22 protein-coding genes are annotated in these 24,350 nt (G+C 71.9%); 7 read left to right on the top strand and 15 right to left on the bottom strand.

Annotated elements, in window-relative coordinates:
• Positions 1 to 24: 24 nt before the first annotated feature.
• The 4 genes from ACF1BH_RS09180 to ACF1BH_RS09165 form a co-directional block, all read right to left on the bottom strand.
• The gene (locus ACF1BH_RS09180) at positions 25 to 1,320 is read right to left on the bottom strand and encodes a haloacid dehalogenase-like hydrolase (protein WP_391641791.1); all 1,296 of its coding nucleotides are present in this window, start codon (positions 1,318 to 1,320) and stop codon (positions 25 to 27) included.
• Positions 1,321 to 1,413: 93 nt separating this feature from the next.
• The gene (locus tag ACF1BH_RS09175; RefSeq protein ID WP_391641790.1) at positions 1,414 to 2,214 is read right to left on the bottom strand and encodes a 3-oxoacyl-ACP reductase; all 801 of its coding nucleotides are present in this window, start codon (positions 2,212 to 2,214) and stop codon (positions 1,414 to 1,416) included.
• Positions 2,211 to 3,581: an aldehyde dehydrogenase family protein gene (locus ACF1BH_RS09170; protein WP_391641789.1), complete on the bottom strand. Its 1,371-nt coding sequence runs from the start codon at positions 3,579 to 3,581 to the stop codon at positions 2,211 to 2,213. Before ACF1BH_RS09170 ends, ACF1BH_RS09175 begins: the two co-directional genes overlap by 4 nt.
• 9 nt (positions 3,582 to 3,590) lie before the next feature.
• On the bottom strand, positions 3,591 to 4,958 hold the full coding sequence (locus tag ACF1BH_RS09165) for a glutamine synthetase family protein (RefSeq protein ID WP_391641788.1): 1,368 nt from the start codon (positions 4,956 to 4,958) through the stop codon (positions 3,591 to 3,593).
• A gap of 102 nt (positions 4,959 to 5,060) precedes the next feature.
• Here ACF1BH_RS09165 and ACF1BH_RS09160 point away from each other — a divergent pair, with 102 nt between their 5' ends.
• The 3 genes from ACF1BH_RS09160 (at position 5,061) to ACF1BH_RS09150 (ending at position 8,150) form a co-directional block, all read left to right on the top strand.
• Complete coding sequence (locus tag ACF1BH_RS09160) at positions 5,061 to 5,792, top strand: FadR/GntR family transcriptional regulator (protein ID WP_391641787.1); 732 nt, start codon at positions 5,061 to 5,063, stop codon at positions 5,790 to 5,792.
• Positions 5,793 to 5,946: 154 nt separating this feature from the next.
• Positions 5,947 to 7,416 carry an ethanolamine permease gene (eat, locus tag ACF1BH_RS09155; protein ID WP_391641786.1) on the top strand — a complete coding sequence of 490 codons (1,470 nt, stop codon included), beginning with the start codon at positions 5,947 to 5,949 and terminating at the stop codon, positions 7,414 to 7,416.
• Positions 7,417 to 7,463: 47 nt separating this feature from the next.
• Positions 7,464 to 8,150 (top strand): gamma-glutamyl-gamma-aminobutyrate hydrolase family protein, encoded by a 687-nt coding sequence (locus tag ACF1BH_RS09150; protein ID WP_391641785.1) that lies wholly within the window; start codon positions 7,464 to 7,466, stop codon positions 8,148 to 8,150.
• Between the two features lie 91 nt (positions 8,151 to 8,241).
• Here the strand turns inward: ACF1BH_RS09150 and ACF1BH_RS09145 are convergent, their stop codons facing one another.
• The gene (locus tag ACF1BH_RS09145) at positions 8,242 to 10,851 is read right to left on the bottom strand and encodes an ABC transporter permease/substrate binding protein (RefSeq protein ID WP_391641784.1); all 2,610 of its coding nucleotides are present in this window, start codon (positions 10,849 to 10,851) and stop codon (positions 8,242 to 8,244) included.
• A complete protein-coding gene (locus tag ACF1BH_RS09140; RefSeq protein WP_391641783.1) occupies positions 10,844 to 12,043 on the bottom strand; it encodes a glycine betaine/L-proline ABC transporter ATP-binding protein in 1,200 nt (399 codons plus the stop codon). The genes ACF1BH_RS09145 and ACF1BH_RS09140 overlap by 8 nt, the downstream gene beginning before the upstream one ends.
• 249 nt (positions 12,044 to 12,292) lie before the next feature.
• On the opposite strand from ACF1BH_RS09140, the gene ACF1BH_RS09135 reads away from it, so the two are divergent.
• On the top strand, positions 12,293 to 13,207 hold the full coding sequence (locus tag ACF1BH_RS09135) for a 5'-3' exonuclease H3TH domain-containing protein (RefSeq protein ID WP_391642191.1): 915 nt from the start codon (positions 12,293 to 12,295) through the stop codon (positions 13,205 to 13,207).
• Between the two features lie 50 nt (positions 13,208 to 13,257).
• A complete protein-coding gene (locus ACF1BH_RS09130; RefSeq protein WP_391641782.1) occupies positions 13,258 to 14,106 on the top strand; it encodes a siderophore-interacting protein in 849 nt (282 codons plus the stop codon).
• A 185-nt stretch (positions 14,107 to 14,291) separates the two neighbouring features.
• Here the strand turns inward: ACF1BH_RS09130 and ACF1BH_RS09125 are convergent, their stop codons facing one another.
• Positions 14,292 to 14,921, bottom strand: a complete 630-nt coding sequence (locus tag ACF1BH_RS09125) for a MerR family transcriptional regulator (RefSeq protein WP_391641781.1) — start codon at positions 14,919 to 14,921, stop codon at positions 14,292 to 14,294.
• A 181-nt stretch (positions 14,922 to 15,102) separates the two neighbouring features.
• Here ACF1BH_RS09125 and ACF1BH_RS09120 point away from each other — a divergent pair, with 181 nt between their 5' ends.
• Both ACF1BH_RS09120 and ACF1BH_RS09115 read left to right on the top strand, forming a co-directional pair.
• Entirely contained in the window at positions 15,103 to 16,026 is a 924-nt protein-coding gene (locus ACF1BH_RS09120) for a hypothetical protein (protein ID WP_391642190.1), read from the top strand.
• Between the two features lie 102 nt (positions 16,027 to 16,128).
• A complete protein-coding gene (locus ACF1BH_RS09115) occupies positions 16,129 to 16,629 on the top strand; it encodes an ABA4-like family protein (protein ID WP_391641780.1) in 501 nt (166 codons plus the stop codon).
• Positions 16,630 to 16,759: 130 nt separating this feature from the next.
• Here the strand turns inward: ACF1BH_RS09115 and ACF1BH_RS09110 are convergent, their stop codons facing one another.
• From ACF1BH_RS09110 to ACF1BH_RS09075, 8 genes are all read right to left on the bottom strand, one after another.
• Positions 16,760 to 19,576 (bottom strand): DEAD/DEAH box helicase, encoded by a 2,817-nt coding sequence (locus ACF1BH_RS09110; protein WP_391641779.1) that lies wholly within the window; start codon positions 19,574 to 19,576, stop codon positions 16,760 to 16,762.
• 191 nt (positions 19,577 to 19,767) lie between these two features.
• Positions 19,768 to 20,682, bottom strand: coding sequence for a twin-arginine translocase subunit TatC (gene tatC / locus ACF1BH_RS09105; RefSeq protein WP_391642189.1), 915 nt, complete (start codon positions 20,680 to 20,682; stop codon positions 19,768 to 19,770).
• 120 nt (positions 20,683 to 20,802) lie between these two features.
• Positions 20,803 to 21,084: a Sec-independent protein translocase subunit TatA gene (gene tatA / locus ACF1BH_RS09100; RefSeq protein WP_391642188.1), complete on the bottom strand. Its 282-nt coding sequence runs from the start codon at positions 21,082 to 21,084 to the stop codon at positions 20,803 to 20,805.
• Between the two features lie 206 nt (positions 21,085 to 21,290).
• Positions 21,291 to 21,521, bottom strand: coding sequence for a hypothetical protein (locus ACF1BH_RS09095; protein WP_391641778.1), 231 nt, complete (start codon positions 21,519 to 21,521; stop codon positions 21,291 to 21,293).
• Between the two features lie 50 nt (positions 21,522 to 21,571).
• Positions 21,572 to 21,829, bottom strand: coding sequence for a hypothetical protein (locus ACF1BH_RS09090; protein ID WP_391641777.1), 258 nt, complete (start codon positions 21,827 to 21,829; stop codon positions 21,572 to 21,574).
• Positions 21,830 to 21,865: 36 nt separating this feature from the next.
• A complete protein-coding gene (locus ACF1BH_RS09085; protein ID WP_391641776.1) occupies positions 21,866 to 22,816 on the bottom strand; it encodes a helix-turn-helix transcriptional regulator in 951 nt (316 codons plus the stop codon).
• A gap of 15 nt (positions 22,817 to 22,831) precedes the next feature.
• Positions 22,832 to 23,815 (bottom strand): helix-turn-helix transcriptional regulator, encoded by a 984-nt coding sequence (locus ACF1BH_RS09080; protein ID WP_391641775.1) that lies wholly within the window; start codon positions 23,813 to 23,815, stop codon positions 22,832 to 22,834.
• 112 nt (positions 23,816 to 23,927) lie between these two features.
• On the bottom strand, positions 23,928 to 24,302 hold the full coding sequence (locus ACF1BH_RS09075) for an FKBP-type peptidyl-prolyl cis-trans isomerase (protein WP_391641774.1): 375 nt from the start codon (positions 24,300 to 24,302) through the stop codon (positions 23,928 to 23,930).
• Positions 24,303 to 24,350 lie beyond the last annotated feature (48 nt).

The raw sequence follows: 24,350 nt of genomic DNA, 5'->3' as shown, positions 1-24,350 counted from the left end.
ACCCCGTGCGGTCCGGCCGGTGGTTCAGCCGTGGATGCGGTCGCTCTGGTCGGGAACGACGGTGGTGTCGGGGCGGCGCAGCGGGCCGAGGACACCGTCGGTGTTGATGTAGCCCTTGGTGGCGCAGGGGTAGCTGCCGGACTTGCGGGGCAGCGGGTCGATGAACATCGGGTTGATCACCCAGCGGCCGTCGGCGTTGTCGTAACCGCGGCACATGGCCTCGGTCTTGTTGCGGTTGATCACCAGGTGGGCGCCGGTGGCGTCGTCGACGAAGGTCGAGTCGGTGTCGGCGTCGCCGCCGCCGAGGGCGATGCGGTGCGCGGGGTCCTGCTTGCGCCACGCCTCGGCGCCCTTGATGTGGAAGATCTCCTGGTTGATCCAGCAGCGCTTGCCGTCGATGTAGGGGATGGCGTCGCCCTGGGAGTCGGGCATGTCACCGCAGCCCTGCGTCCGGTACGTCAGCTTCTGCTCGTCGTCGAGGATGCTGCGGATGGCGATGGTGTGGGCGCGGTCGAAGCCGATGGCGCGGGACCACACCTCGGTGACCGGCTTGGAGCCCGCCGAGACGATGTAGACGTCGAACCCGGCCTTGCGCAGGGTGCGGACGAGGTCCTTCTGCTGGTCGTAGTAGCGCACGTACGCGGGGAGCGTGTGGGTGCCGACCTTGACGGTCGCGCCGACGGGTGCGGCGAGGGCGGCCTTGCGGCCGGCGGCGGCGTAGGCGCGGACCTCGTCCTCGGTGTGACCGGCGAACAGCTGCGGCACCCAGGCGTACTCGGGGACGGTGCGGCGGTGGTTCCAGGTTCCGGAGAAAGCTTCCTGCCCGCTCATCGTCTTCGCCTCGGCGCGGATCCGGAGGATCTCGTCGGCGCAGTCGGCGTCGGTGGAGGTGGGCAGCGGGGAACCGACGGGGACGGCGGTGCCGCAGGCGGCGGTCAGCGCGCGGTCGGCGGCGGGCGTCATCCACTTGCTGGTGTCGCGCCAGTGGGCGGGCCGCAGGATCTTGTCGTTCAGCAGGGACCAGTTGAGCGTCGCATCGGTGACGTCGTTCTTGGTCATGGTGTTGTCCCAGTCGAACGCGGCGACGGGGGCGCGGCCGTGGCCGTGGGCGAGGCCCGGGTTCTCGCAGGTGCCGCGGGTGTCGATGGTGCGCTGGAGCTTGGCGCGGTTGTCGCCGTACCAGGGCAGGTCGCGGGAGAGCTGCGGGCAGCGGGTGGCGTGCGACGAATCGGTACGGGCGGGGGCCGCGGCGGTCGCCGGGACGCTGCCGGCGAGGAGTGCGGCGGTGGCCAGGCCCAGGGCCAGGGCGGGTCTGCGCATGGGGACTCCGGTGTCCGGTGCGGATGGGAAACGTGCCGGGACCGGCACCTGTTGGCACCGGTCCCTGCCGTGACGTGCGACTTTACCCAGCCTTCACACCGGGGTGACATAGGCCCCGGCGATACCGCCGTCGACCAGGAACTCGGCGGCGTTGACGAAGGAGGAGTCGTCGCTGGCGAGGAAGGCGACGGCGGCGGCGATCTCCTCCGGTTCGGCGAAGCGGCCGACCGGCACGTGGACCAGGCGGCGTGCGGCGCGCTCGGGGTCCTTGGCGAACAGCTCCTTCAGCAGCGGGGTGTTGACCGGCCCGGGGCACAGGGCGTTGACGCGGATGCCCTCGCGGGCGAACTGCACGCCCAGTTCGCGGGACATCGCGAGGACGCCGCCCTTGGAGGCGGTGTAGCTGATCTGCGAGGTGGCGGCACCGAGGACGGCGACGAAGGAGGCGGTGTTGACGATGGAGCCGCCGCGCCCGGTCCGCTCGAACTGGTCGCGCATGTAGGGCAGGGCGTGCTTGCAGCAGAGGTAGACGGAGGTGAGGTTGACCTCCTGGACGCGCTTCCAGGCGTCGAGTCCGGTGGTGAGGATGGAGTCGTCCTCGGGCGGGGAGATCCCGGCGTTGTTGAAGGCGATGTCGACGGAGCCGTAGGTGTCGAAGGCGGTGCGGTAGAGCGCCTCGACCTGATCCGCGTCGGTGACGTCGACCTGGACGTAGAGCCCGCCGGTCTCCTCGGCGGCGGCCTTGCCGGCCACCTCGTCGATGTCGGCGCAGACGACGCGGGCGCCTTCGGAAGCCAGGCGGCGGGCGGTGGCCAGGCCGATGCCGCTGCCCGCTCCGGTGACGACGGCGGTGCGGTCCACCAGGCGGCGGCAGACGGGGGTCTGGTCGGTCACGAGCTCTCCTCGGTGCTGATGAAGACGTTCTTGGTCTCGGTGAAGGCGGTGAGGGCCTCGGGGCCCAGTTCGCGGCCGATGCCGGACTGTTTGAAGCCGCCGAACGGGGTCTGGTAGCGCACGCTGGCATGGGAGTTGACGGAGAGGTTTCCGGCGGCGACGGCGCGCGAGACCCGCAGCGCGCGGCCGATGTCACGGGTCCACAGGGAACCGGAGAGGCCGTAGTCGGTGGCGTTGGCGAGGCGGACGGCGTCGGCCTCGTCGTCGAAGGGGAGGACGACGGCGACCGGGCCGAAGATCTCCTCGACGGCGGCGCGGTCGCCGGGGCGGCCCTCCAGGACCGTCGCCGGGTACCAGAAGCCCTTGCCCTCGGGGGCCTCGCCGCGGATGGCGACGGGCGCGCCCTCGGGGACGTAGGACCGTACGCGCTCGCGCTGGGCGGCGGAGATCAGCGGGCCCATGCGGGTATCCGGGTCGGCCGGGTCGCCCGCGGTGAACGCCTTGACGGCGGGCTCCAGCAACTCCATGAAGCGGTCGTGGACGGAGCGTTGGACGAGGATGCGGCTGCGGGCGCAGCAGTCCTGGCCGGTGTTGTCGAGGAAGGAGCCGGGGGCCGCCGCGGCGGCGGCCTCCAGGTCGGCGTCGGCGAAGACGATGTTGGGGCTCTTGCCGCCGAGTTCGAGGGTGAGGCGTTTGGTCTGCGCGGCGCAGCGGGCGGCGATGTGCCGGCCGGTGGCGGTGGAGCCGGTGAAGACGACCTTGGCGACGCCGGGGTGGTCGACCAGGGCGGCGCCGGTGATCTTTCCCTCGCCGGGCAGCACCTGGAAGAGCCCTTCGGGCAGTCCGGCGTCGAGGGCGTGGCGGGCCAGGCGGAGGGCGGTGAGCGGGGTGGTCTCGGCGGGTTTGAGGAGGACGGCGTTCCCGGCGGCGAGGGCGGGGGCGGCGCCCCACGCGGCGATCGGCATCGGGAAGTTCCAGGGGGCGATGACGGCGACGACGCCGAGCGGTTCGCGGAAGGTGACGTCGAGGCCCCCGGCGACCGGGATCTGGCTGCCGGTCAGGCGCTCCGCTCCCCCGGCGGCGTAGTGGAGCAGATCGCGGACGTTGCCCGCCTCCCAGGTGGCGTTGGCCAGCGGGTGGCCGGCCTCCAGGAGTTCGAGGTGGGCGAGGGAGTCCAGGTGGGCGTCGACGGTGTCGGCGAAGCGGCGCAGCAGACGGGCGCGGTCGGCGGGGGCGAGGGCGGCCCAGCGCTCCTGGGCGGCGGCGGCCCGCCGGACCGCCGCGTCGACCTCCTCGGGGGAGGTGACGGGGACGGTCGCCACCGTCTCCTCGGTCGCCGGGTTGATGATGTCCAGCTCGTGCGGCACGGGCAGTCCTTACATGCGCTCGAAGGAGCGGAAGCGCTCCCAGTCCGTGACGGCCGCGTCGTAGGCGTCCTGTTCGACGCGGGCCATGTGGTGGTAGTGGTCGACGACGTCGTCGCCGAAGGCCTCGCGGGCGAGGGCGCTGCGCTCCCACAGTTCGGCGGCCTCGCGGAGGGTGGCGGGGACGTGGGCGGCGTCGCCGTCGTAGGCGTTGCCGGTGCAGGCGTCCGGCAGCTCCAGCGCGTGGTCGATGCCGTGGAGTCCGGCGGCGATCATGCCGGCGACGGCGAGGTAGGGGTTGACGTCGCCGCCGGGCAGCCGGTTCTCCAGGCGCAGGGCCGCGTCGTGGCCGACGACGCGCAGGGCGCAGGTGCGGTTGTCGGGGCCCCAGGCGACGGCGGTGGGGGCGAAGGAGCCGGGCCGGTAGCGCTTGTAGGAGTTGATGTTGGGGGCGTACAGGAGGGTGAATTCGCGCAGGGCGGCGAGCTGTCCGGCGAGGAAGTGGCGCATCAGCGCGGACATGCCGTGCGGGCCGTCGGGATCGGCGAGGACGGGCGCGCCGTCGTCGTCGCGGAGCGAGAGGTGGATGTGGCAGGAGTTGCCCTCACGCTCGTCGTACTTGGCCATGAAGGTGAGCGCCATGCCTTCCTGGGCGGCGATCTCCTTGGCGCCGGTCTTGTAGACGGTGTGCTGGTCGCAGGTGGTGAGCGCGGAGTCGTAGACGAAGACGATCTCGTGCTGGCCGAGATTGCACTCGCCCTTGGCGGACTCGACGGTCATCCCGGCGGCGCCCATCTCGTTGCGGATGCGGCGCAGCACGGGCTCGACGCGGCCGGTGCCGAGGACGGAGTAGTCGCCGTTGTACTGATTCGCCGGGGTCATCTCGCGGTACCCGCGTGACCAGGCGTCCTCGTAGGTGTCCCGGAAGAGCTGGAACTCCAGCTCGGTACCGGCGAAGGCGTGCAGTCCGCGCGCGGCGAGGCGGTCGAGCTGGCGGCGGAGTATCTGCCGGGGCGAGGCGGTGACGGGCGTGCCGTCGTGCCAGGCGAGGTCGGCGGTGATCAGGGCGGTGCCCGGGTTCCAGGGGGTGCGGCGCAGGGTGGCGCGGTCGCCGTGCATCGCGAAGTCGCCGTAGCCGCGCTCCCAGGAGGACATGGCGTAGCCGTCGACGGTGTTCAGGTCGACGTCCACGGCGAGGAGGTAGTTGCAGCCCTCGGTGCCGTGGTCGAGGACGGAGTCGAGGAAGTGGCGGGCGGCGAACCGCTTGCCCTGGAGCCGTCCCTGCATGTCGGTGAAGGCGAGAACGACGGTGTCGATCTCCCCTGCGGCGACGAGTGCGCTCAGCTCCTCGACGGAGAGCGGGGGCGTGCGGTGGGCCACGGTGTTGCCTCCTGTCGCTGCGGTCCGGAGCACTGTCAGGCGCTCCGGCGCTCCGGCCGCAATAAGGTATGCACACGAACCATTGATTGGGAAGGGGTCGGGATGGACGGTGCGGCGGATGGGCTGGCACCCGTGCTGCGGCCGGTGCGGGCGGGCAACGGCTTCGAGGAGGCGCTGGAGCAGATACTCCAGATCGTCCGTCTCGGCCTGGTGGCACAGGGCGAACGGCTGCCCGCGGAACGGGAGTTGGCCGACCGGCTGCACATCAGCCGGGTGACGCTGCGGGAGGTGCTGAAGGTCCTGCAGGACGAGGGGTTGGTGGAGAGCCGGCGCGGGCGGTACGGCGGCACGTTCGTCCGGGCGCGCGACGGGCATCCGGGCGAGGCGGAGCTGCGCCGCCGGACCGACCGGATCGACCTGGAGGACACGCTGCGCTTCCGCGAGGTGCTGGAGACCGGCGCCGCCGGGCTCTGCGCGGCACACGGCCTGCCGGACACGGACGCCGCCCGGCTGCGCGCCTGCCTGACCGCGACCCACGACGCACCGCTGACCGACTACCGCCGCTGCGACACCCTGCTCCACCTCACCCTCGCGGAGCTGTCCGGCTCCCCCTCGCTCGCGGCGCAGTACGCGGCGGTGCGCGCCCGGGTGAACGACCTGCTGGACTGCATCCCGCTGCTGGTCCGCAATCTGGAGCACTCCCAGTCCCAGCACGACGCGCTGGTGGAGGCGGTCCTGGAGGGGGACGCGGACGGCGCCCGCGAGGTGGCGCGCGAACACTGCGGCGGCACGGCGGCGTTGCTGCGGGGGTTTCTCACCCGGCCCGGAGGGTGAGACTGCGGGGACGCGGGCACTCCCCCGCTCCGGCCCCCATTTCCCGCACGGGTCTTGCGCCCGCCCCGCCGAGCGGGCAAAGGTATGCCGCTGAACCTTTATTCGGGCCGTCCGTCCCGGGCGCCCCGGACCACCGGCGAGGCAGGAGCGGCTGATGGCCGACCGAACGGAACCGCAGAGCGCACCGCCCCGGACCGGTCCCGGGGAACCCTCCCCCGAGGACACCTACCTGGAGCGGCGGTCGCTGCGGCGCGGCAGCGCGGGCCCGCTGCTGCTGACCGGACTCGGCGTCGCCTACGTCGTCTCCGGCGACTTCTCCGGCTGGAACAACGGCCTGGCGCACGGCGGGTTCGGCGGACTGGCCGTCGCCGCCGTGCTGATGGGCCTGATGTACACCTGCCTGGTCTTCGCGCTGGCGGAGCTGGCGTCGGTGCTGCCCACCGCGGGCGGCGGCTACGGCTTCGCCCGGCGCGCCCTGGGCACCTGGGGCGGCTTCCTGACCGGCACCGCCATCCTCATCGAGTACGTCCTCGCGCCCGCCGCCATCTCGATCTTCATCGGCGACTACGTCGAATCGCTCGGCCTGTTCGGCCTGCACTCCGGCTGGCCCGTGTACCTGGCGTGCTTCGTCGTGTTCATCGGCATCCATCTGTGGGGCGTGGGCGAGGCGCTGCGCTTCAGCCTGGTGGTCACCGCCGTCGCGGTGGCCGCGCTGCTGGTCTTCGCCGTCGCCGCGTTCAGCAACTTCCACGTGGACGCGCTCGACGACATCCCGGTACGCGCGCACGCGTTCGGCGCCTCGTCCTGGCTGCCGTTCGGGCTGCTCGGCATCTGGGCGGCGTTCCCGTTCGGGATGTGGTTCTTCCTCGGCGTGGAGGGCGTCCCGCTGGCGGCGGAGGAGACCCGGGATCCGGCGCGGGTGCTGCCGCGGGCGATGGCCTCCGCGATGGGCGTCCTGCTGCTGCTCGCGCTGATCACCTTCACCGCCGCGACCGGCGCCCGCGGCAGCGCGGCGCTCCAGTCGGTCGGTGACCCGCTGGTGCAGGCGCTCCAGCCGCACGGCACCCCGACGGTGGCCGGCCGGATCGTCAACTACGCAGGGCTCGCCGGTCTGGTGGCCTCGTTCTTCTCCCTGATCTTCGCCGGCTCGCGGCAGCTCTTCGCCCTCTCCCGGGCCGGCTATCTGCCCCGCTTCCTCTCCCTGACGAGCCGCCGCAAAGCCCCCTACCTGGGCCTGCTGGTGCCGGGCGCCCTCGGCTTCGCCCTCGCGGCGGCCACCGGCGACGGCGCCCGGATGCTGAACGTCGCGGTCTTCGGCGCCACCATCTCGTACGCCCTGATGGCGCTCTCGCACCTGGTGCTGCGGCGGCGCGAGCCGGGGCTGCACCGGCCGTACCGCACCCCGGGCGGGATGCTCACCTCGGCCGTCGCCCTCGTCCTCGCCTGTGCGGCGCTGGTGGCGACGTTCCTGGTGGACAAGGACGCGGCGCTGATCGCGCTCGGCGTGTACGGCGTGGCGCTGGTGTACTTCGCGTGCTGGTCGCGGCACCGGCTGGTGGCCGCGGCGCCCGAGGAGGAGTTCGCCGCGCTGGCCGCCGCCGAGGCCGAACTGGACCGCGGCTGACCCGCAGCTGCACCCGACTCCGCCCCCGACCCCGTACGGAGGACCCGATGCACCGGCCGCTCATCGGCATCAGCACCTATCTGGAGGACGCGGCGCGGTGGGGCGTGTGGACACAGCCCGCGGCCGTGCTGCCCGCCGGGTACCACCGGCACGTCCAACGGGCGGGCGGGATCGCCGCGCTGCTGCCGCCGGACGCCCCGGAGACCGCCGCCGCCACCGTCGCCCGGCTGGACGGGCTGATCGTCGCGGGCGGCGCGGATATCGCCCCGGAGCGCTACGGCGCCGCACCGGACCCGCGGACCGGACCGCCCGCGCCCGCCCGGGACGCCTGGGAACTCGCCCTGATCGACGCGGCGTCGGCCGCGGGCGTCCCGCTGCTCGGCATCTGCCGGGGGCTGCAACTGCTGAACGTCGCACGCGGCGGCACGCTCGTCCAGCACCTCGACGGGCACAACGGCCCGCCCGGCACCTTCGCCCGGCACACCGTCACCCCGGTCCCCGGCACCGCCCTGGCAGCCGTCCTGCCCTCGGAGGTCTCCGTCCCGACCTACCACCACCAGGCCGTCGACCGCCTCGGCCGGAACCTGCGGGTCTCGGCGTACGCGGCGGACGGCACGGTGGAGGCGGTGGAGGACCCGGACGCGCCCGCGTTCACGCTGGCCGTGCAGTGGCATCCGGAGGCCGGCGACGACCCGCGGGTGGTGGCGGCGCTGGTGGCCGCCGCCGGGGGCTGAGCGGCACGGCCCGCGCGTACGGAAACGGGCCCCGCCCCCGGCGTACTGCCGGAGGCGGGGCCCGCACCGTGCGACGGGTGTGCCGTGCGCGTTACTTCACGGGCGCCATCTTGTCGACGATGCCCGGGTGGGCGTCGATCCACTTCTGGACGCCCTTGTCCTCGTTGCCCTTACCGGCGTCCTGGATGTCCTTCTCCAGACTGCTCAGCTCGTCGGGGGTCATCTTCCAGTTCTTCAGCCAGCCGTGGAACTCGGGGAATTCCTTCGGGAAGCTCTTGTTGCCGATCGAGGTGATGTGGTTCTCGGCGCCCCAGGTGCCCTTGGGGTCCTTCAGCTTGGTCAGGTCGTACTTGCTGTACGCCCAGTGCGGCGACCACAGGACGACCGCGATGGGCTCCTTCTTGGCGTACGCCCGCTGGAGTTCGGCGAGCATCGCGCTGGTACCGGCGGAGGTGACCTGGAAGCCGTCCAGACCGTACGCCGGGGCGACGGTGCTCTTGAGGCGCTTCATCTCACCGGTGCCCGGCTCGATGCCGATGATCTTGCCGCCGAACTCGTCCTTGTGCTTGCGCAGGTCGTCGAGGGTCTTGACGTCCTTGACGTAGGACGGCACCGCGATCTCCAGCGACGTCCTGTCGTACCAGGGACCGATGTCGACAAGGCTCTTCTTGTACTTGTCCCAGTACTGCTTCTGCGCGACCGGCAGCCAGCCGTCGGTCTCCACATCGATCTGACCGGTCGACAGGCCGGTCCACATCGGACCGACGTCGAGGTTGTGCAGCTTCGGCTTGTAGCCGCGCTTCTCCAGGACGTTCTTCCACAGGTACGTGGTGGCGATGCCCTCGTCCCACGCCGGGTAGCCGAGGTCGGGCGCCTTGCCGGCGTCCTTGCCCTTGGCGTACGAGGCGTGACTGGACGGCGCGATCTTGTCGACCAGACCGGGGTTCTTCTTCAGCCAGGCGCGGACACCCTCCTGCTCGTGTCCGTTGCCGGCGGTCTGGATCTCGTTCTCCAGGCTGGTGAGCTGGTCCTCGTCCAGGTGGAAGTTCTTCATCCACCCGGCGACCAGCGGCTCGTCCTCGGAGAAGCCCTTGCGGCCCAGCATGTGCAGGCTGTCACCGGAGCCGAAGGCGCCCTTGGGGTCCTTCAGCTTGGTCAGGTCGTACTTGTTGTACGCCCAGTGCGGCGACCACAGCGGGACGGCGATCGGCTTCTTCTTCGCGTACGCCCGCTGCAGCTCGGCCAGCATCGAGGAGGTCGTGGAGTCCTGGACCTTGTACTCGCCGGACAGGCCGTACTCCTTGAGGACCTTCTCCTTCAGGATCTTCATCTCGCCGGCACCCGGCTCGATGCCGATGATCTTGCCGCCGAAGGTGGCGCCCTTGCCCTTGAGGTCTTCGAGGGACTTGAAGTCCTTCATGTACGACGGGACGGCGATCTCCAGCGACGTCTTGTCGTACCAGGCGCCGAGGTCCTCCAGCTTGTCCTTGTACTGCTTCCAGTACTCCGCGTGCGTCGTCGGCAGCCAGGCGTTGGACTGGACGTCGATGTCGCCACGGGCCTGACCGGCGAAGAGCGGACCGGCCTCCAGGGCCTGGACCTTCGGCTTGAAGCCGCGCTGCTCCAGGATCTCCTTCCACAGGAAGGTGGTGGCGCGCCCCTCGTCCCAGTTGACGTAGCCGAGGCTGATCGTGCGGCCGTGGCCGTCGTTGCCGGCGGCGGCGCCACCGGAGTCCTTGCCGACGTAGCTCATACCGCCCGCGACCAGCGCGAGGACGACGACGCCGACGGTCGCCAGCGAGGTGGCCGGCTTCCAGCGCAGGAACTTCATCCCGCCGAGCGCGGCCTGCGCCTTGGCGAGGGCGCGGCGGCCCAGCGGCGAGACCCGCTGGTTGAGGGCGCCGGTCATCCGGTCGAGGTAGACGGCGAGGATGACGACGGAGAGGCCCGCCTCGGCGCCCAGCTTCACGTCGACGGAGCTGAGCGAGTTGTAGACCGAACCGCCCAGACCGCCGCCACCGGCGGTACCGGCGATGACGACCATGGACAGCGCCAGCATGATGACCTGGTTGACACCGGCCATGATCGTCGGCAGGGCCAGCGGCAGCTGCACCCGGAAGAGGGTGCGCCGCGGGTGGGTGCCGAACGCCTCGGCCGCCTCGACCAGTTCCTCGTCGACCTGCCGGATGCCCAGCTCCGTCATGCGGACGGCGGGCGGCATGGAGAAGACGATGGTGGAGACGATGCCGGGGACGACACCGAGGCCGAAGAAGAGGATGCCCGGGATCAGGTAGACCATCGCGGGCATCGTCTGCATCAGGTCGAGGACCGGGCGCAGCGCACCGCCGACGGCGCGGCTGCGGGCGGCCCAGATGCCGAGCGGCACGGCGACCACGACGGTGATGATGCAGGCGACCAGCACCAGCGAGAGCGACGAGATCGTCTCGTCCCACTGCTCGATGGAGTCGATCAGCGCGAAGCCGAGGAAGGTGAGGACCGCGGCGGGCAGGCCGCGCAGCCACCAGGCGATGATCGCGAAGATCCCGGCGAGGATCAGCGGCTCGGGACCGGCGAGGACCGCGTGGATGCCGGTGTAGAAGCCGTTGAGTACGTGCGTGACGAAGTCGAAGAGCCAGGCGGCGTGGTTGGTGAGCCAGTCGACGGCGTCGCTGGCCCAGCTGCCTATCTGAATCCTAGGCACCGGCGCTCACCTTGCCCTCGGGGTCGTTGTCCTCGGGCGCTTCCGCGTCCTTCTTCACGTCCGCGGCGGCAGCCTTCGTGAGCTTGTCCGCCGGGGCCGGGCGCGGCGCGGGGGCCGCGGGCTCGCCGGTGTCCTCGCCGAGCGCGGCGAGCAGCCGGTCGGCGCGGACGGCGCCGACGGCCTTGCCCGCCTCGTCGGCCACGGCGACCGGCACGGTGCTGACCGAGCAGGGCGTGAAGAGGTCGACGATCGGGGTGTCCTTGCCGACGACGGCGGGCGCGGCGGCGAGGAAGTCGTCGAGGGTGGCGATCTTCTTGCCGTCCGGGGCGGTGGTGCCCAGCACCTCGTCGGTGCCGGTCATGATCGCGCCGGCGGTCAGCACCCGGGTGCGGTCGACGTCCTGGGTGAAGGAGGCGACGTAGTCGTTGGCCGGGCGGACGAGGATGTCCTCGGCGCTGCCGATCTGCACGATACGGCCGTCGCGCATGACGGCGATCTTGTCGCCGAGGCGCATCGCCTCGTTGAGGTCGTGGGTGATGAAGACGATGGTCTTCTTCAGCGTCTTCTGGAGCTCCAGCAGCTGATCCTGCATGTCGCGGCGGATCAGCGGGTCCAGCGCGCTGAAGGACTCGTCCATCAGCAGCAGGTCGGCGTCGGTGGCGAGCGCGCGGGCCAGGCCGACGCGCTGCTGCATACCGCCGGACAGCTCGTCGGGCCAGGACTTCTCCCAGCCCTTGAGGCCGGTCAGCTCCAGTGCCTCGTAGGCGCGCTTCTCGCGCTCGGCGCGCGGAACGCCCTGGACCTCCAGGCCGTAGGCGGCGTTCTCCAGCACGCTGCGGTGCGGGAAGAGTGCGAAGTGCTGGAAGACCATGGAGATCTTCTCGGAGCGGACCTTGCGCAGTTCCTTGGCGCTGAGCGAGGTCAGGTCCTCGCCGTCGAACCGTACGGTTCCGGCGGTCGGCTCCAGCAGCCCGTTCAGGGTCCGCAGCAGCGTGGACTTACCGGACCCGGACAGACCCATGACGACGAAGATCTGGCCCTCGTCCACCTCGATCGACGCGTCGATCACCGCGGCGGTTGTGCCCTCGGCGCGCAGCTCGTCGCGGTCGGCTCCCTCCTGGAGCCTGCGCACCGCGTCCTTCGGTCGTCTGCCGAACACCATGTACAGGTGCTCGGCTTGAAGCCTGGACACATACACCTCTCTTGTCGCACGAGAAACGACCTGCCACCCCCGTAGACAGGTCGTGGAGAGGGACGGGATCCGCCCGCCTTCACCGATAAAAATGTTGAAACGCTTATCGGGTCCGCTCCGGCTGCGCGCCTGCCCCCCTTTATCTGGCTCAAACCATCCGGTGACCCACCTCACATCCGGGCCACGTTTGAGCCGTACTCCTGGGAGGTTTCCGCCGTACGGCATCATGCGGGGGTGACTCGACGCCTGATGCTCCTCGACACCGCCTCCCTCTACTTCCGCGCCTACTTCGGCGTCCCCGACTCGGTCCGGGCCCCGGACGGCACCCCGGTGAACGCGGTACGCGGCCTGCTGGACTTCATCGCCCGGCTCGTCCAGGACCATCACCCCGACTCCCTGGTCGCCTGCATGGACGCCGACTGGCGCCCCCAGTGGCGGGTCGACCTGATCCCCTCCTACAAGGCGCACCGGGTCGCGGCCGAGGCCCCGGCGGGCTCGGGCGCCCCGGACGAGGAGGAGATCCCCGACACCCTCTCCCCGCAGGTCCCGGTGATCGAGGAGGTCCTGGACGCACTGGGCATCGCCCGGGTCGGCGCGGCGGGCTACGAGGCGGACGACGTCATCGGCACGCTGACCGCGCGCGCGAGCGGCCCGGTCGACGTCGTCACCGGCGACCGCGACCTCTACCAGCTGGTCGACGACGCGCGCGGCGTCCGCATCCTCTATCCGCTCAAGGGCGTCGGCACCCTCCAGCTCACCGACGAGGCGCTGCTGCGCGAGAAGTACGGGGTCGACGGGCGCGGGTACGCGGACCTGGCGCTGCTGCGCGGCGACCCGAGCGACGGCCTGCCGGGCGTACCGGGCATCGGCGAGAAGACCGCGGCCAAGCTGCTCGACGCCTACGGCGACCTGGACGGGATCATCGCGGCGGCCGCCGATCCGGCCTCGAAGCTCACCCCCACCCAGCGCCGGCGGCTGACCGAAGCCGCGCCGTATCTGGCGGTCGCCCCGAAGGTGGTGCGAGTGGCCACCGACGTACCGGTGCCGCAGAGCGGCTTCGCGCTCCCCCGCAAGCCCGCGGACCCCGAACGGCTGGAATCGCTCGCCGCGCGGTGGGGCCTGGGCGGCTCGCTCCAGCGATTGCTCGACACACTCCAGGGGTGAACTGTTAAGTTAGGTGAACCTAACTAATCACCGCGTCAGGGGAGACCGCCGTGGCAGCAGAGCGACCCGCCCGTAAGAAGCAGACGCTGCACCGCGCCGAGGTCCGGCGCACCGAGCAGCTCACCCCGCACATGGTCCGGCTGGTCCTCGGCGGTGAGGGCCTCGCCGCCTTCGCCGCCGGCACCTACAGCGATCACTACATCAAGCTGCAGTTCCCGCTGCCCGGCGTCGACTACCCCGAGCCGTTCGACATCGCACGGATCCGCGCCGAACTGCCGCGCGACCGGTGGCCCCGGACGCGTACGTACACGGTGCGCGCCTGGGACCCGGAGCTGCGCGAGCTGACCGTCGACTTCGTGGTCCACGGTGACGAGGGCGTCGCGGGCCCGTGGGCGGCCGCGGCGAGGCCGGGCGACGAGGTCCTCTTCCTCGGACCGGGCGGCGCGTACGCCCCCGGGACCGCGGCGGACTGGCATCTGCTCGCCGGGGACGAGAGCGCGCTCCCGGCCATCGCGGCGTCGCTGGCCCGGATGCCGGAGGGCGTGCCGGTCCACGCCTTCATCGAGGTGGCCGGGCCCGAGGAGGAGCAGGCGCTGACGGCACCGGCGGCCGCCGAGATCACCTGGCTGCACCGCGGCGACGCACCGGTCGGCCGCCGCCTCGTCGCCGCCGTCGAGGCGCTGGACTTCCCCACCGGGCGGGTCCAGGCGTTCGTCCACGGCGAGGCGGGCTTCGTCAAGGAACTGCGCCGCGTCCTCCGCGTCGAGCGCGGCATCCCGCGCGAGGCGCTGTCGATCTCGGGCTACTGGCGCAGCGGCCACGACGAGGACGGCTGGCAGGCCTCCAAGCGCGACTGGAACCAGCAGGTCGAGGCGGAGCAGGAGCCCGCGGCGGCCTGAGCAGCGGAAACGACGAAGCGGTGCGCGGCGCCGTCCGGTGTGGGCAACTCCCCCACCGGACGGCACCTTCGCATTCGGGGAGCGCCTCTTTCGTACGGCGCCGGTGACCACTGGGCGCGGCGCGGCCCACCCGGCGCCCCTACGCCCCGTCACCGCACGCAGGCAACCCGGCAGATGACGTCCGGTCAGCTCGGCCCCGTCCCGAAGCGGCGGGCCGACGCGTCCACATGGGCGAGCCGCCGCATGGCCGCGAGCACCGCATCACCCAGCACGGTGCCGACCACCACGCTCTCCACGAGACGGTCCACCTCGGCGGTCCGCCCCACGAACTCCAGGTCGGCGTGGGCGATCCGCTCGCACGCCTCCGCATAGTCGTCCAGCACCTCCTCGAACGCGCCGTGGCCGATGTCGCGGAAGGTGGCCAGCGTCACCGCCATCGCCTCCACGGACGGATTCGCGAGGTCGACCCGCCACCCCCGGCGGCGCACCAACTCCGCGACGGCGTGCCGCGCCTCCTCCAGCCCCCCGGGATCGCCGCCGACCGGCGGGGTGACGGCGTGCTGCGCCGCACCCAGCACCTTGTGCACCGGTTCCGGCGAGTCGACCGCCGCCAGCACGCCCCGGACCGCCACGACCGAGAGCCCGCCGACCTCCATCAGACCGCGGATCAGCCGCAGCCTGCGCGCATGCGATTCCTCGTACACCGCCTGATTCGGGCTGGTCAGCCGCCCGGCGGGGAGCAGTCCCTCGCGGACGTAGTACTTGATCGTCGGCACCGCAACACCGGTCTCCCGGCTCAGTTCCCCGATGCGCATCCGCTGCCCTTCTCCCGCCCGGACCACCGCCGGCCGCCGTGCACCAGGCCCCCGCTGCCCGGCCTTGCCATGTCGCCTCCCATCATAGATAGTCCAGCTATCAGATAGCGGCAAGCATCGCTATCCATTCTTGGGGGCCCTTATGTCCAGATACCGTTCGTTACTCGTGTTTTCCTGGGCCATGGCCGCGTTGGCCGTCGTCGCAGCGGTCGGCCTGATCGCCGACGACCGCGTACTCGTCGGCGCACCGATCTGGCTGAAGCCCTTCAAGTTCGCGGTGTCGTTCACCGCCTACGGTCTGACGCTCGCCTGGATGCTCGGCCGCCGCGGTCCGACCCGGACCGGCCGGTGGGCGGCACACACCGTCGTGGCCGCCGGAGTCGTCGAGATGGCGATCATCGTCGGCCAGACGATCCGCGGCCACAGCAGCCACTTCAACGTCGCCACCCCCCTGGACCGCGCGCTCTTCCAGATCATGGGCCTCACCATCGCCGTGCTGTGGACGGGCACCCTCGTGATCGCCGCACTGCTCTTCCGCACCCGGCTCGGCGACCGCGCGGCGACCTGGGCGATCCGGCTGGGCCTGCTCCTCGGGCTGGCCGGTCTGCTGCTCGGCGCGCTGATGCTGCTCCCGACCCCGGCTCAGCAGGCGGCAGGAGCACTGCGGACCGCCATCGGGGCGCACAGCGTCGGCGTCCCCGACGGCGGCCCGGCCATGCCGATCACCGGTTGGAACACCACCGGCGGCGACCTGCGCATCCCGCACTTCTTCGGCATGCACGCCCTCCAGGCGCTGCCGCTCCTCCTCCACGGGATCGACGCGCTCGGCGCCCGGCTCCCCCGGCTGCGCGCGGAACGGGTCCGGCTGCGCCTCGTCCTGACAGCCGCCGGAGCCGCCGCCGCCCTGCTCGCCGTCCTCACCTGGCAGGCGCTGCGCGGCCAGGCCCTCACCGCCCCGGACACCGCCACCCTCACCGCGCTGACCTGCGTCGCCCTTCTCACCGCCCTCGCCACGGCCGCGGCGCTGCGCCGCCCCGACCACGTCCTGGCCCGCACCCGCGCTCCGCGCCCGTCCCCGGACGCGCCGCGCCGATCGCCCGCCTGACGCGCGGACACCTCACGCGGCACACCGCCTCCGAAGCGGCATCCGCCGTCGCGCCCACGGCCACGTCAGGCCGTACTCCACACCACCACCGGAGTTGACCGTATGACCGAGAGCACCCTCTTCGAGCTGGCCTTCTTCTGCGCGGCACCGTTCTGGGCCCTGCTGATCCTCGCCCCCGGCCGACGGCTGACCGATCGCATCGCCGCATCGCCGCTGCCCCTGCTCCCCGTCATCGCCGTCTACCTCGCGCTGGCCGTCCCGGTGTTCCCCCAGTTGTGGGCCGCCGTGCTCCACCCCGACCTGGCCGGGTTCCAGCAGCTGATGACGCTCGGCGGCGGCGCCGGGGCGATCTGGGCGCAGGTGATCGCCTGGGACCTCTTTCTCGGCCAGTGGATGTACCGCGAGGCCCGGACCCTGGGCATCCATTCGCTGATCATGGGCCCTCTCCTGGCGTTCACCGTGCTGCTCTCGCCGTTCGGGCTGCTGCTCTTCCTCGCCCTACGCGCCGCCCACCGGTCCAGGCACCGCCCGACGCCCCCGCACGGCACCACGGCCCCGGGCGGCGCGGCACCCGCAGCCACCGTGGACAGCGGCACATTCTGACCCCCCGAAACCGACGCGGCGCGCATCCGTACAGCCCCCTCACATGCCGCGGCGCCCGCCCCCTTCCCGGGGACGGGCGCCGCCTCGCGAGCAGGCCGCGCCCCGGACCACCGGCCCGGGGCGCGCTTCCTCACCCCACCGACGAGTACGCCACCACGCCGCGCAGCACGCCGTCCACGGCCTTGCGGGCCGTGCGTCCGACGGTGCCGCCGGCCGGGGCGGCGACCGCGATCTGGCCGAGGACGTCGATCAGCTGCTTGCACCAGCGGACGAAGTCACCGGCCGGCATCTCCGCCTCCGACAGCACCTCGTCGAGGCCGAAGCCGGACGCCCAGCGGTAGGCGGCCCAGGCGAAGCCGAGATCGGGCTCCCGCTGGCCGACGCCCTCCGCCTGGTTGATCTTGTGGTCCTCCTCCAGGGCGTCCAGCCGGCCCCAGATCCGCACCATCTCCGCGAGCGCGTCCCGCGCCCGGCCGGACGGCAGCTTCGGCGCCACCGCGTCGTCCGCCTGCCGCGCCTCGAAGACCAGCGCCGACGCACAGGCCGCCAGCTCCGCGGGGCCGAGCCCCTCCCAGACGCCCTCGCGCAGACACTCGCTGGCCAGCAGATCCAACTCTCCGTAGAGCCGGGCCAGTCGGCGCCCCTCGTCCGTGACGGTGTCGGCCTCCAGATAGTCCAGCTCGGTCAGGAGTGCGCAGATCCGGTCGAAGGTGCGGGCGATGGTGTTCGTCCGGCCCTCGATCCGGCGCTCCAGTTGCCGGGTGTCCCGCAGCAGCCGGTGGTAGCGCTCCGCCCACCGGGCGTGGTCCTCGCGCTCGTCGCAGCCGTGGCAGGGATGCGCCCGGATCTCCTTGCGCAGCCGTGCGATCTCCCGGTCATCGGCCGCCTCCGCACGCGGCTTGCGGTGCCGGGAGGGGACGAGATGCCCCGCCTTCGTCCGCAGCGAGGACGCCAGATCGCGGCGGGACTGCGGGCTGCGGGCGTTGAACGACCTCGGGATCCGCATCCGGTCGAGCGCCTCGACCGGCACCGGGAAGTCCATCGCCGCCAGCCGCTTGACCTGCCGCTCGGCGGTCAGCACCAGCGGCCGCGGACCGTCCTGCATCTCGTGGCCCCGCTGCCGGTCGGTGCGGCCCGAGGACATCCCCGGGTCCAGCACCAGCGCGAGCCCCGCGTACTTCCCGGCCGGGACATGGATGATGTCGCCCGGCCGCAGCTTCTCCAGCGCTGCGGCCGCCGCCACCCGGCGATGGGCCGCGCCCTGCTTGGCCAGCTCCGTCTCCCGGTCCTTCAGCTGCCGCCGCAGCCGGGAGTACTCCTCGAAATCGCCGAGATGGCAGGTCATGGAGGCGCGGTAGCCCTCCAGGCCCTCCTCGTTCTTGTGCACCTGACGGGAGATCCCGACGACCGACCTGTCGGCCTGGAACTGCGCGAACGACATCTCCAGCAGCTCGCGCGAGCGGTGCCGCCCGAACTGCGAGACGAGGTTGACCGCCATGTTGTACGACGGTTTGAACGACGAGCGCAGCGGATACGTCCGCGTCCCGGCGAGACCGGCCAGCGCGCCCGGGTTCATACCGCGCTGCCACAGCACCACCGCATGGCCCTCGACGTCGATGCCCCGGCGCCCGGCCCGCCCGGTGAGCTGGGTGAACTCGCCCGGGGTGATGTCGGCGTGCTGCTCGCCGTTCCACTTGACCAGCTTCTCCAGCACCACGGAGCGGGCCGGCATGTTGATGCCCAGCGCCAGCGTCTCGGTCGCGAAGACGGCCTTGACCAGGCCCTTCACGAACAGCTCCTCGACGACCTCCTTGAACGTCGGCAGCATCCCGGCGTGGTGGGCGGCGATACCGCGCTCCAGGCCCTCCAGCCACTCGAAGTACCCCAGGACATGGAGGTCGTCGTCGGGGATGCCGGCGGTCCGTGCCTCGACTATGCGCCGGACCTTCTCCCGGCCCTCCTGGTCGTTGAGGCGCAGCCCCGCGTGCAGACACTGCTGGACGGCCGCCTCGCAGCCCGCGCGGCTGAAGATGAAGGTGATCGCGGGAAGCAGACCCTCGTTGTCCAGCCGGTCGATCACCTCGGGGCGGCTCGGCGTCCAGATGCGGCTGCGCTGGCGCCGCTCGCGCTCGCGGTCCGCCTCGCGCAGATTCCGGCCGCGGCGCTTGTCCCGGCCGAAGGTCGGGCGGCTGTTCTCCATCCGGGCCAGCCGCTCCAGGTCCGGATTGACCTCACGCCGGGCGCCGCCGCGGCCCTCCCGCTCCTCGAACAGGTCGTACATCCGGCGGCCCGCGAGGACGTGCTGCCACAGCGGCACCGGGCGGTGCTCGGAGACGATCACCTCGGTGTCGCCGCGGACGGTGTCCAGCCAGTCGCCGAACTCCTCGGCGTTGGAGACCGTCGCGGACAGCGAGACCAGCGTCACCGACTCGGGGAGATGGATGATCACCTCTTCCCAGACGGCGCCCCGGAAGCGGTCGGAGAGGTAGTGGACCTCATCCATCACCACATAGCTGAGCCCTATCAGCGACTGGGAGCCCGCATAGAGCATGTTCCGCAGCACCTCGGTGGTCATCACGATCACCGGCGCCTCGGAGTTGACGCTGTTGTCGCCGGTCAGCAGGCCGACCTTCTCGGGGCCGTACCGCCGCACCAGGTCCTGGTACTTCTGGTTGGACAGCGCCTTGATGGGGGTGGTGTAGAAGCATTTGCGGCCCTGGGTGAGGGCCAGGTGGACGGCGAATTCGCCGACGATCGTCTTGCCGGAGCCCGTCGGAGCCGCGACCAGCACGCCCTTGCCCGCCTCCAGGGCACGGCAGGCGTCGAGCTGGAACGGATCCAGGGGGAAGTCGTACATCTCACGGAAAGGGGCGAGTGCGGTGGCCTGCTCGGCCGCACGGAGCTTGGCGGCGGCATAGCGCTCAGCAGGAGACATGTCCTCGGTCATCGTGCTCACGAGCCTACCGGCCACCTCTGACACTCGACCCGGCTTTATCCGGCACCGCTCCCCGCGCTCCGCCCGCCCCCGTACGCACGGCAGGTCCGCGGTCCGCGGAGACGACGAAGGCGGGGAGCCGCCGGCCCCCCGCCTTCTCCCGGACGGACGCGGGATCACCTCCCGCGCCGCCCCGGCGGATGTCAGGTCACATCGTCCAGCTCGCCGCGGTGGCGCCGGTCGTCACCGGATCCGCCCGCCTGCTCGGGCAGCTCCGCGGGGCCGCCCACCGGCTCCATCTCCCCGATCGGCTGCGGCGTCAGATCCAGGTCGGACGCCTCGTCGTCGGACGGCCCGGACGCGTCCCGGCGCTGCCGCCGGGCGTCCCGGGAGAGCGCGATGAGGACGGCACCGAAGTACAGCAGGCAGATCGGCGCGGCCAGCAGCAGCATGGTGACCGGATCGGTGCTGGGCGTCGCGATGGCGGAGAAGACCGTGATGCCCATGATCATGCCGCGCCACCAGCCGAGCATCCGCCTGCCCGAGAGGATGCCGGCGAAGTTCAGCATGACCAGCAGCAGCGGCAGCTCGAAGGAGAGGCCGAAAACGATCACCATGCGGGTGATCAGGTCGAGGAGCTTGTCCAGCGTCAGCAGGTTGTCCACGCCCGCCGGGGTGAACTCGATCAGCACCCGCGCGGTGGTCGGCATCACCTCGTACGCGAAGTACGCGCCGACGACGAAGAGCGGGAAGCCCACGCCGACGAAGCTCAGCGCGTATTTCTTCTCCTTGCTGTGCAGTCCGGGCGCGAGGAAGGCCCACAGCTGGTACAGCCAGATCGGCGAAGCGAGGATCAGACCCGAGACCAGCGAGACCTTCAGCGCGAGGGTGAAGGGACCGAGGAGGTCCATCATCACGATGTTCGCGCAGCGGCCCGAGTGCTGTTTGGCCAGGTCGGTGAAGAGCGAATCACAGCCGATCGTCTGGAGGATCGGTTTGGTGAAGAAGTTGATGATCGACTCGTAGAAGAACGCAGCGACGACCATCATGACGATGATCGCCAGCACGCCCTTGGCAAGGCGGTTACGCAGCTCCCGCAGGTGCTCCACGAGTGGCATTCGCCCCTCGGGATCCTTCTCCCGCTTCTGCTTCTTGGGGACGGACTTGCGCACCCCTCGTCCTCATCTCATCCGGTGGGGGCGGCAGGCTCCGCCACCCGGTCAGGGCCTCGGTCTGCGCTACGCGGTGCGGTCGGTCTCGGTGACCGGACGCGCGCTGCTCACATCGCCGGGTGCGGCCTTGATCGTCCGGGGGGCGGTCTGGGTGGTGTCCTGCGGCGGGTCGGCGGGAGCGGCGTCCTTCTGCGTGCTCTCCGACTTCATCGCCTTGGCCTCGCTCTTGAGGATGCGGGCGGACTTGCCGAGGGAGCGGGCCATGTCGGGAAGCTTCTTGGCACCGAACAGCAGCACCACGATGCCGAGGATCAGGATGAGCTCGGGAACACCGATCTTTCCGAACAACATAAGCGAATACCTTCTCACCGAGGCGGCTGGGGATGGGACTACCTGACTTGGCCGGACATCCGTCCGTCCGCCGTGCTTGAGCGATCGTAACGCTCACCGGTGAACGCCGGGCAACCCCCGTGCGCACTCCCGGACACGTGCACACCACGCCCGTCGGACCCGCGCTCCAGGGTACCGTCCTCGAACACGGCGCCGACGTCCCGTCAACCCCTGTTCTCCCCTGATTCCGCCTCCCCGGCGACGGACCGTCCGGCCCGGGCCGCCAGCGGCGTGGCCGCCCGCTCCAGGTCCCGCGCGGCCCGCTGGATCCGCTCCGACGCATCGCCCACCTGCCCGGCCAGCCGCCGCACCTCGATGAAGACGCGGAGGGCGAGCACCCCGAGCACGGCGATGCCGAGGAAACCGAGGACGACAGCGATCATGGGCCAGAGCATGGGACGAGCCTAACGGTGACGCGGAACCGCGCCGTCCACGGGCGGCCCGGTCAGCCGGTGTGCAGCCGCAGGGTGCGCACCCCGCCGCCGGTGAGCAGCTCCACGATCCGCTCCCCGGCCGGGCGGCGCACCGCCCGCCCGCAGTCGGGGCAGGTGAAGGAGTAGAACGTGGTGCGCCGGCTGCCCCCTATGGCCAGCCGGAAGGCGTCCGACGCCAGTTCGAACCGGCCCCGGCAGTCGGGGCACGCCGCCTTGAAGAGCACCGGGGCGGGCGCTTCCGCCAGGGTGCCGGTCGCCGTCGTCGTCATCCTTCGCTGCCTCTCCTCACGGTGACAGGGGCACGCTCACTCGCCGTACGCGGCGAGCGCCTCGGTGGCGGCGCGCCGCGCGCTGTCGGCCAGCTCCCGCGGGGCGGTGATCCGCCCGTCGCGGCCGAGCCGCAGCGCCAGCCGGCGCAGTGACGCGGGGTCGGGGGTGCGCAGGGTGATCCGCAGCCCGCCGTCCGGCAGCTCCTCGGCGCTGTCGTGCGGGTAGTACTCGGCGACCCAGCGGCCGCCCGGCCCGACCTCGATGCACACCTCGGGGTCCTCGGCCGCGGGCTGGACCAGCCCCTCGGAGAGGTCGCGCAGCTCGACGGGGGGCGGGTCGGCGGGCGCGTCCAGCAGCCGGATCTCCGCGACCCGGTCGAGACGGAAGGTCCGCCGCGCCTCGGAGAGGCGGCACCACGCCTCCATGTAGGTGTGGCCGACGGCGAAGAGGCGGATCGGGTCCACCTCCCGTTCGGTCAGCTCGTCGCGGGCCGGGGAGTAGTAGCGCAGCCACAGGCGGCGGCGCTCGGCGATGGCCCGGTCGACGTCGGCGAAGACGCCGCCCTCGGACTCGAAGGTCACCGACACCCGGGAGCTGGCGCCGGCCGCCTCGCCCGCCGCGGCCTCCAGCTTCGCGGTGGCCCGCAGCAGCGCCTGCCGGTCGCCCTCGCGCAGACCCGGCAGGGTCGCCACGGCGCGCGCCGCGACCAGCAGCGCGGTGGCCTCGTCGGCGGCGAGCCGCAGCGGGGCGGCGACGTCGTCGGGGTTGTGCCACCAGATGCGGTCGCCGTCGGTGTCGATGTCGAGGAGGTCGCCGCCGCGGAAGCTCGTCCCGCACATGGGCAGCACGTCGAGGTCGGCGATCAGCTCGTCCTCGGTGATGCCGAAGGCGCGGGCCACATCGCTGACGCGGGCGCCGGGGCGTTCGCGCAGATATGTCACGAGGGACAGCATCCGGCGGGTCTGGTCGATCGCGTTGGTCGCCATGTGTCGGTCTCCCCCTCAGCCCTTGGCCACGGCGCGCAGCCGGTCGATGACGTCGGCGCGCAGCTCGGCCGGTTCCAGCACCACCACGTCGGGGCCGAACTCCACGAGCCAGGCGTCGAGCCCGCGTCCGTTCGGGATCTCCAACTCGTCCCAGCCGTCGCCCAGCTCACGGACGGTCAGCGCGCGGGCCCGCAGCGGGTAGCCGTGCCCGGCGCGCAGCCGGATCCGGGCGGTGCCGGTCGCGGTCTCCCCCGCCCAGACCTCGACGGTCTCGCGGACGGTGACGTGGTCGGGCACCGGCGCGGTGAACGCGCCCTGCCGGGAGCGGACCTTGCCGGTGATCCGGGAGAGCCGGAAGACGCGTTCGGCGTGGCGGTCGCGGTCCCAGCCGGCGAGGTACCAGTGGCCGCGCCAGCACTCCAGGATCCACGGCTCGACCTGGCGGCGCTCGGGGTGGGCGGCGTTGGACTTGCGGTAGTCGAAGACGACCGGGCGGCGGTCCCGGCAGGCCAGCATCAGCGGTTCGAAGGCGGCCTCGTGGGCAGGGATGCGCGGCTCCAGCGCGCTGTGCGGGGCGTCGACGGCGTCGTCGCCGGCGGCCAGCGGCATCCCGGCGGCGCGCAGCTTCTGCAGGGCGCCGCTGGCCGCCCCGGCCAGCCGGGCCTGCTGCCAGATCTTGGCGGCGAGCCCGAGGGCCGCGGCCTCCTCGGCGTCCAGGGTGATCGGCGGGAGGCGGTTGCTGTCGCGGCGGGCGAGGTAGCCGACGTCGCCCTCCAGGCCCTCGACGGTCTCGATCACCAGGCCCAGCTCGCGCAGGTCGTCCTTGTCCCGCTCGAACATGCGGTTGAACGCCTCGTCGTGGCCGCCGTCGTCGCCCTTGCCGAACGACTCGACGTACGCCTCGATCGACGACCGCAGTTCGCGCTTGGTCAGCGGGCGACGGGTACCCAGCAGGCACAGCGCCAGGTTCATCAGCCGCTCGGCCTTGGCAATCGCCATCGGCGCCCTTTCTCGTGGAACTCCCGATCCGTGACCGTACCGCCACGGGCGCCCGGGGCAAAAGCCGAGGGCCCGTGCGCCATGGCACGGGCCCTCGGGATGCGGCGTGGGCTCAGACGGAGACCAGGTCGCAGACGAAGATCAGCGTCTCGCCGGGGGCGATACGGCCGCCGCCGGCGCCACGGTCGCCGTACGCGAGGTGCGCGGGGATGGTGAGCCGGCGGCGACCGCCGACCTTCATGCCCTGCACGCCCTTGTCCCAGCCGGCGATGACCTGGCCGGCACCGAGCTGGAACTGCAGCGGGGCGCCGCGGTTCCAGCTGGCGTCGAACTCCTCGCCGGTGCTGAAGGAGACACCCACGTAGTGGACCTTGACGTTGTCCCCAGCCTTGGCGACCGGCCCGTCACCCTCCCACAGGTCCACGATCTCCAGATCGGTGGGAGCCGGGCCCTCGGGGAAGTCGATCTCGGGCTTGTCGATGCTCACGGATGTGCTCCTACGTGTGTTTCCTTGCGATGGCCGCGTCAGTCTCGC

It is taken from the genome of Streptomyces sp. NPDC014733 (assembly GCF_043083385.1).
In the GTDB taxonomy this organism is placed as follows: domain Bacteria; phylum Actinomycetota; class Actinomycetes; order Streptomycetales; family Streptomycetaceae; genus Streptomyces.
This window is presented reverse-complemented; position numbering and strand designations above follow the sequence as displayed.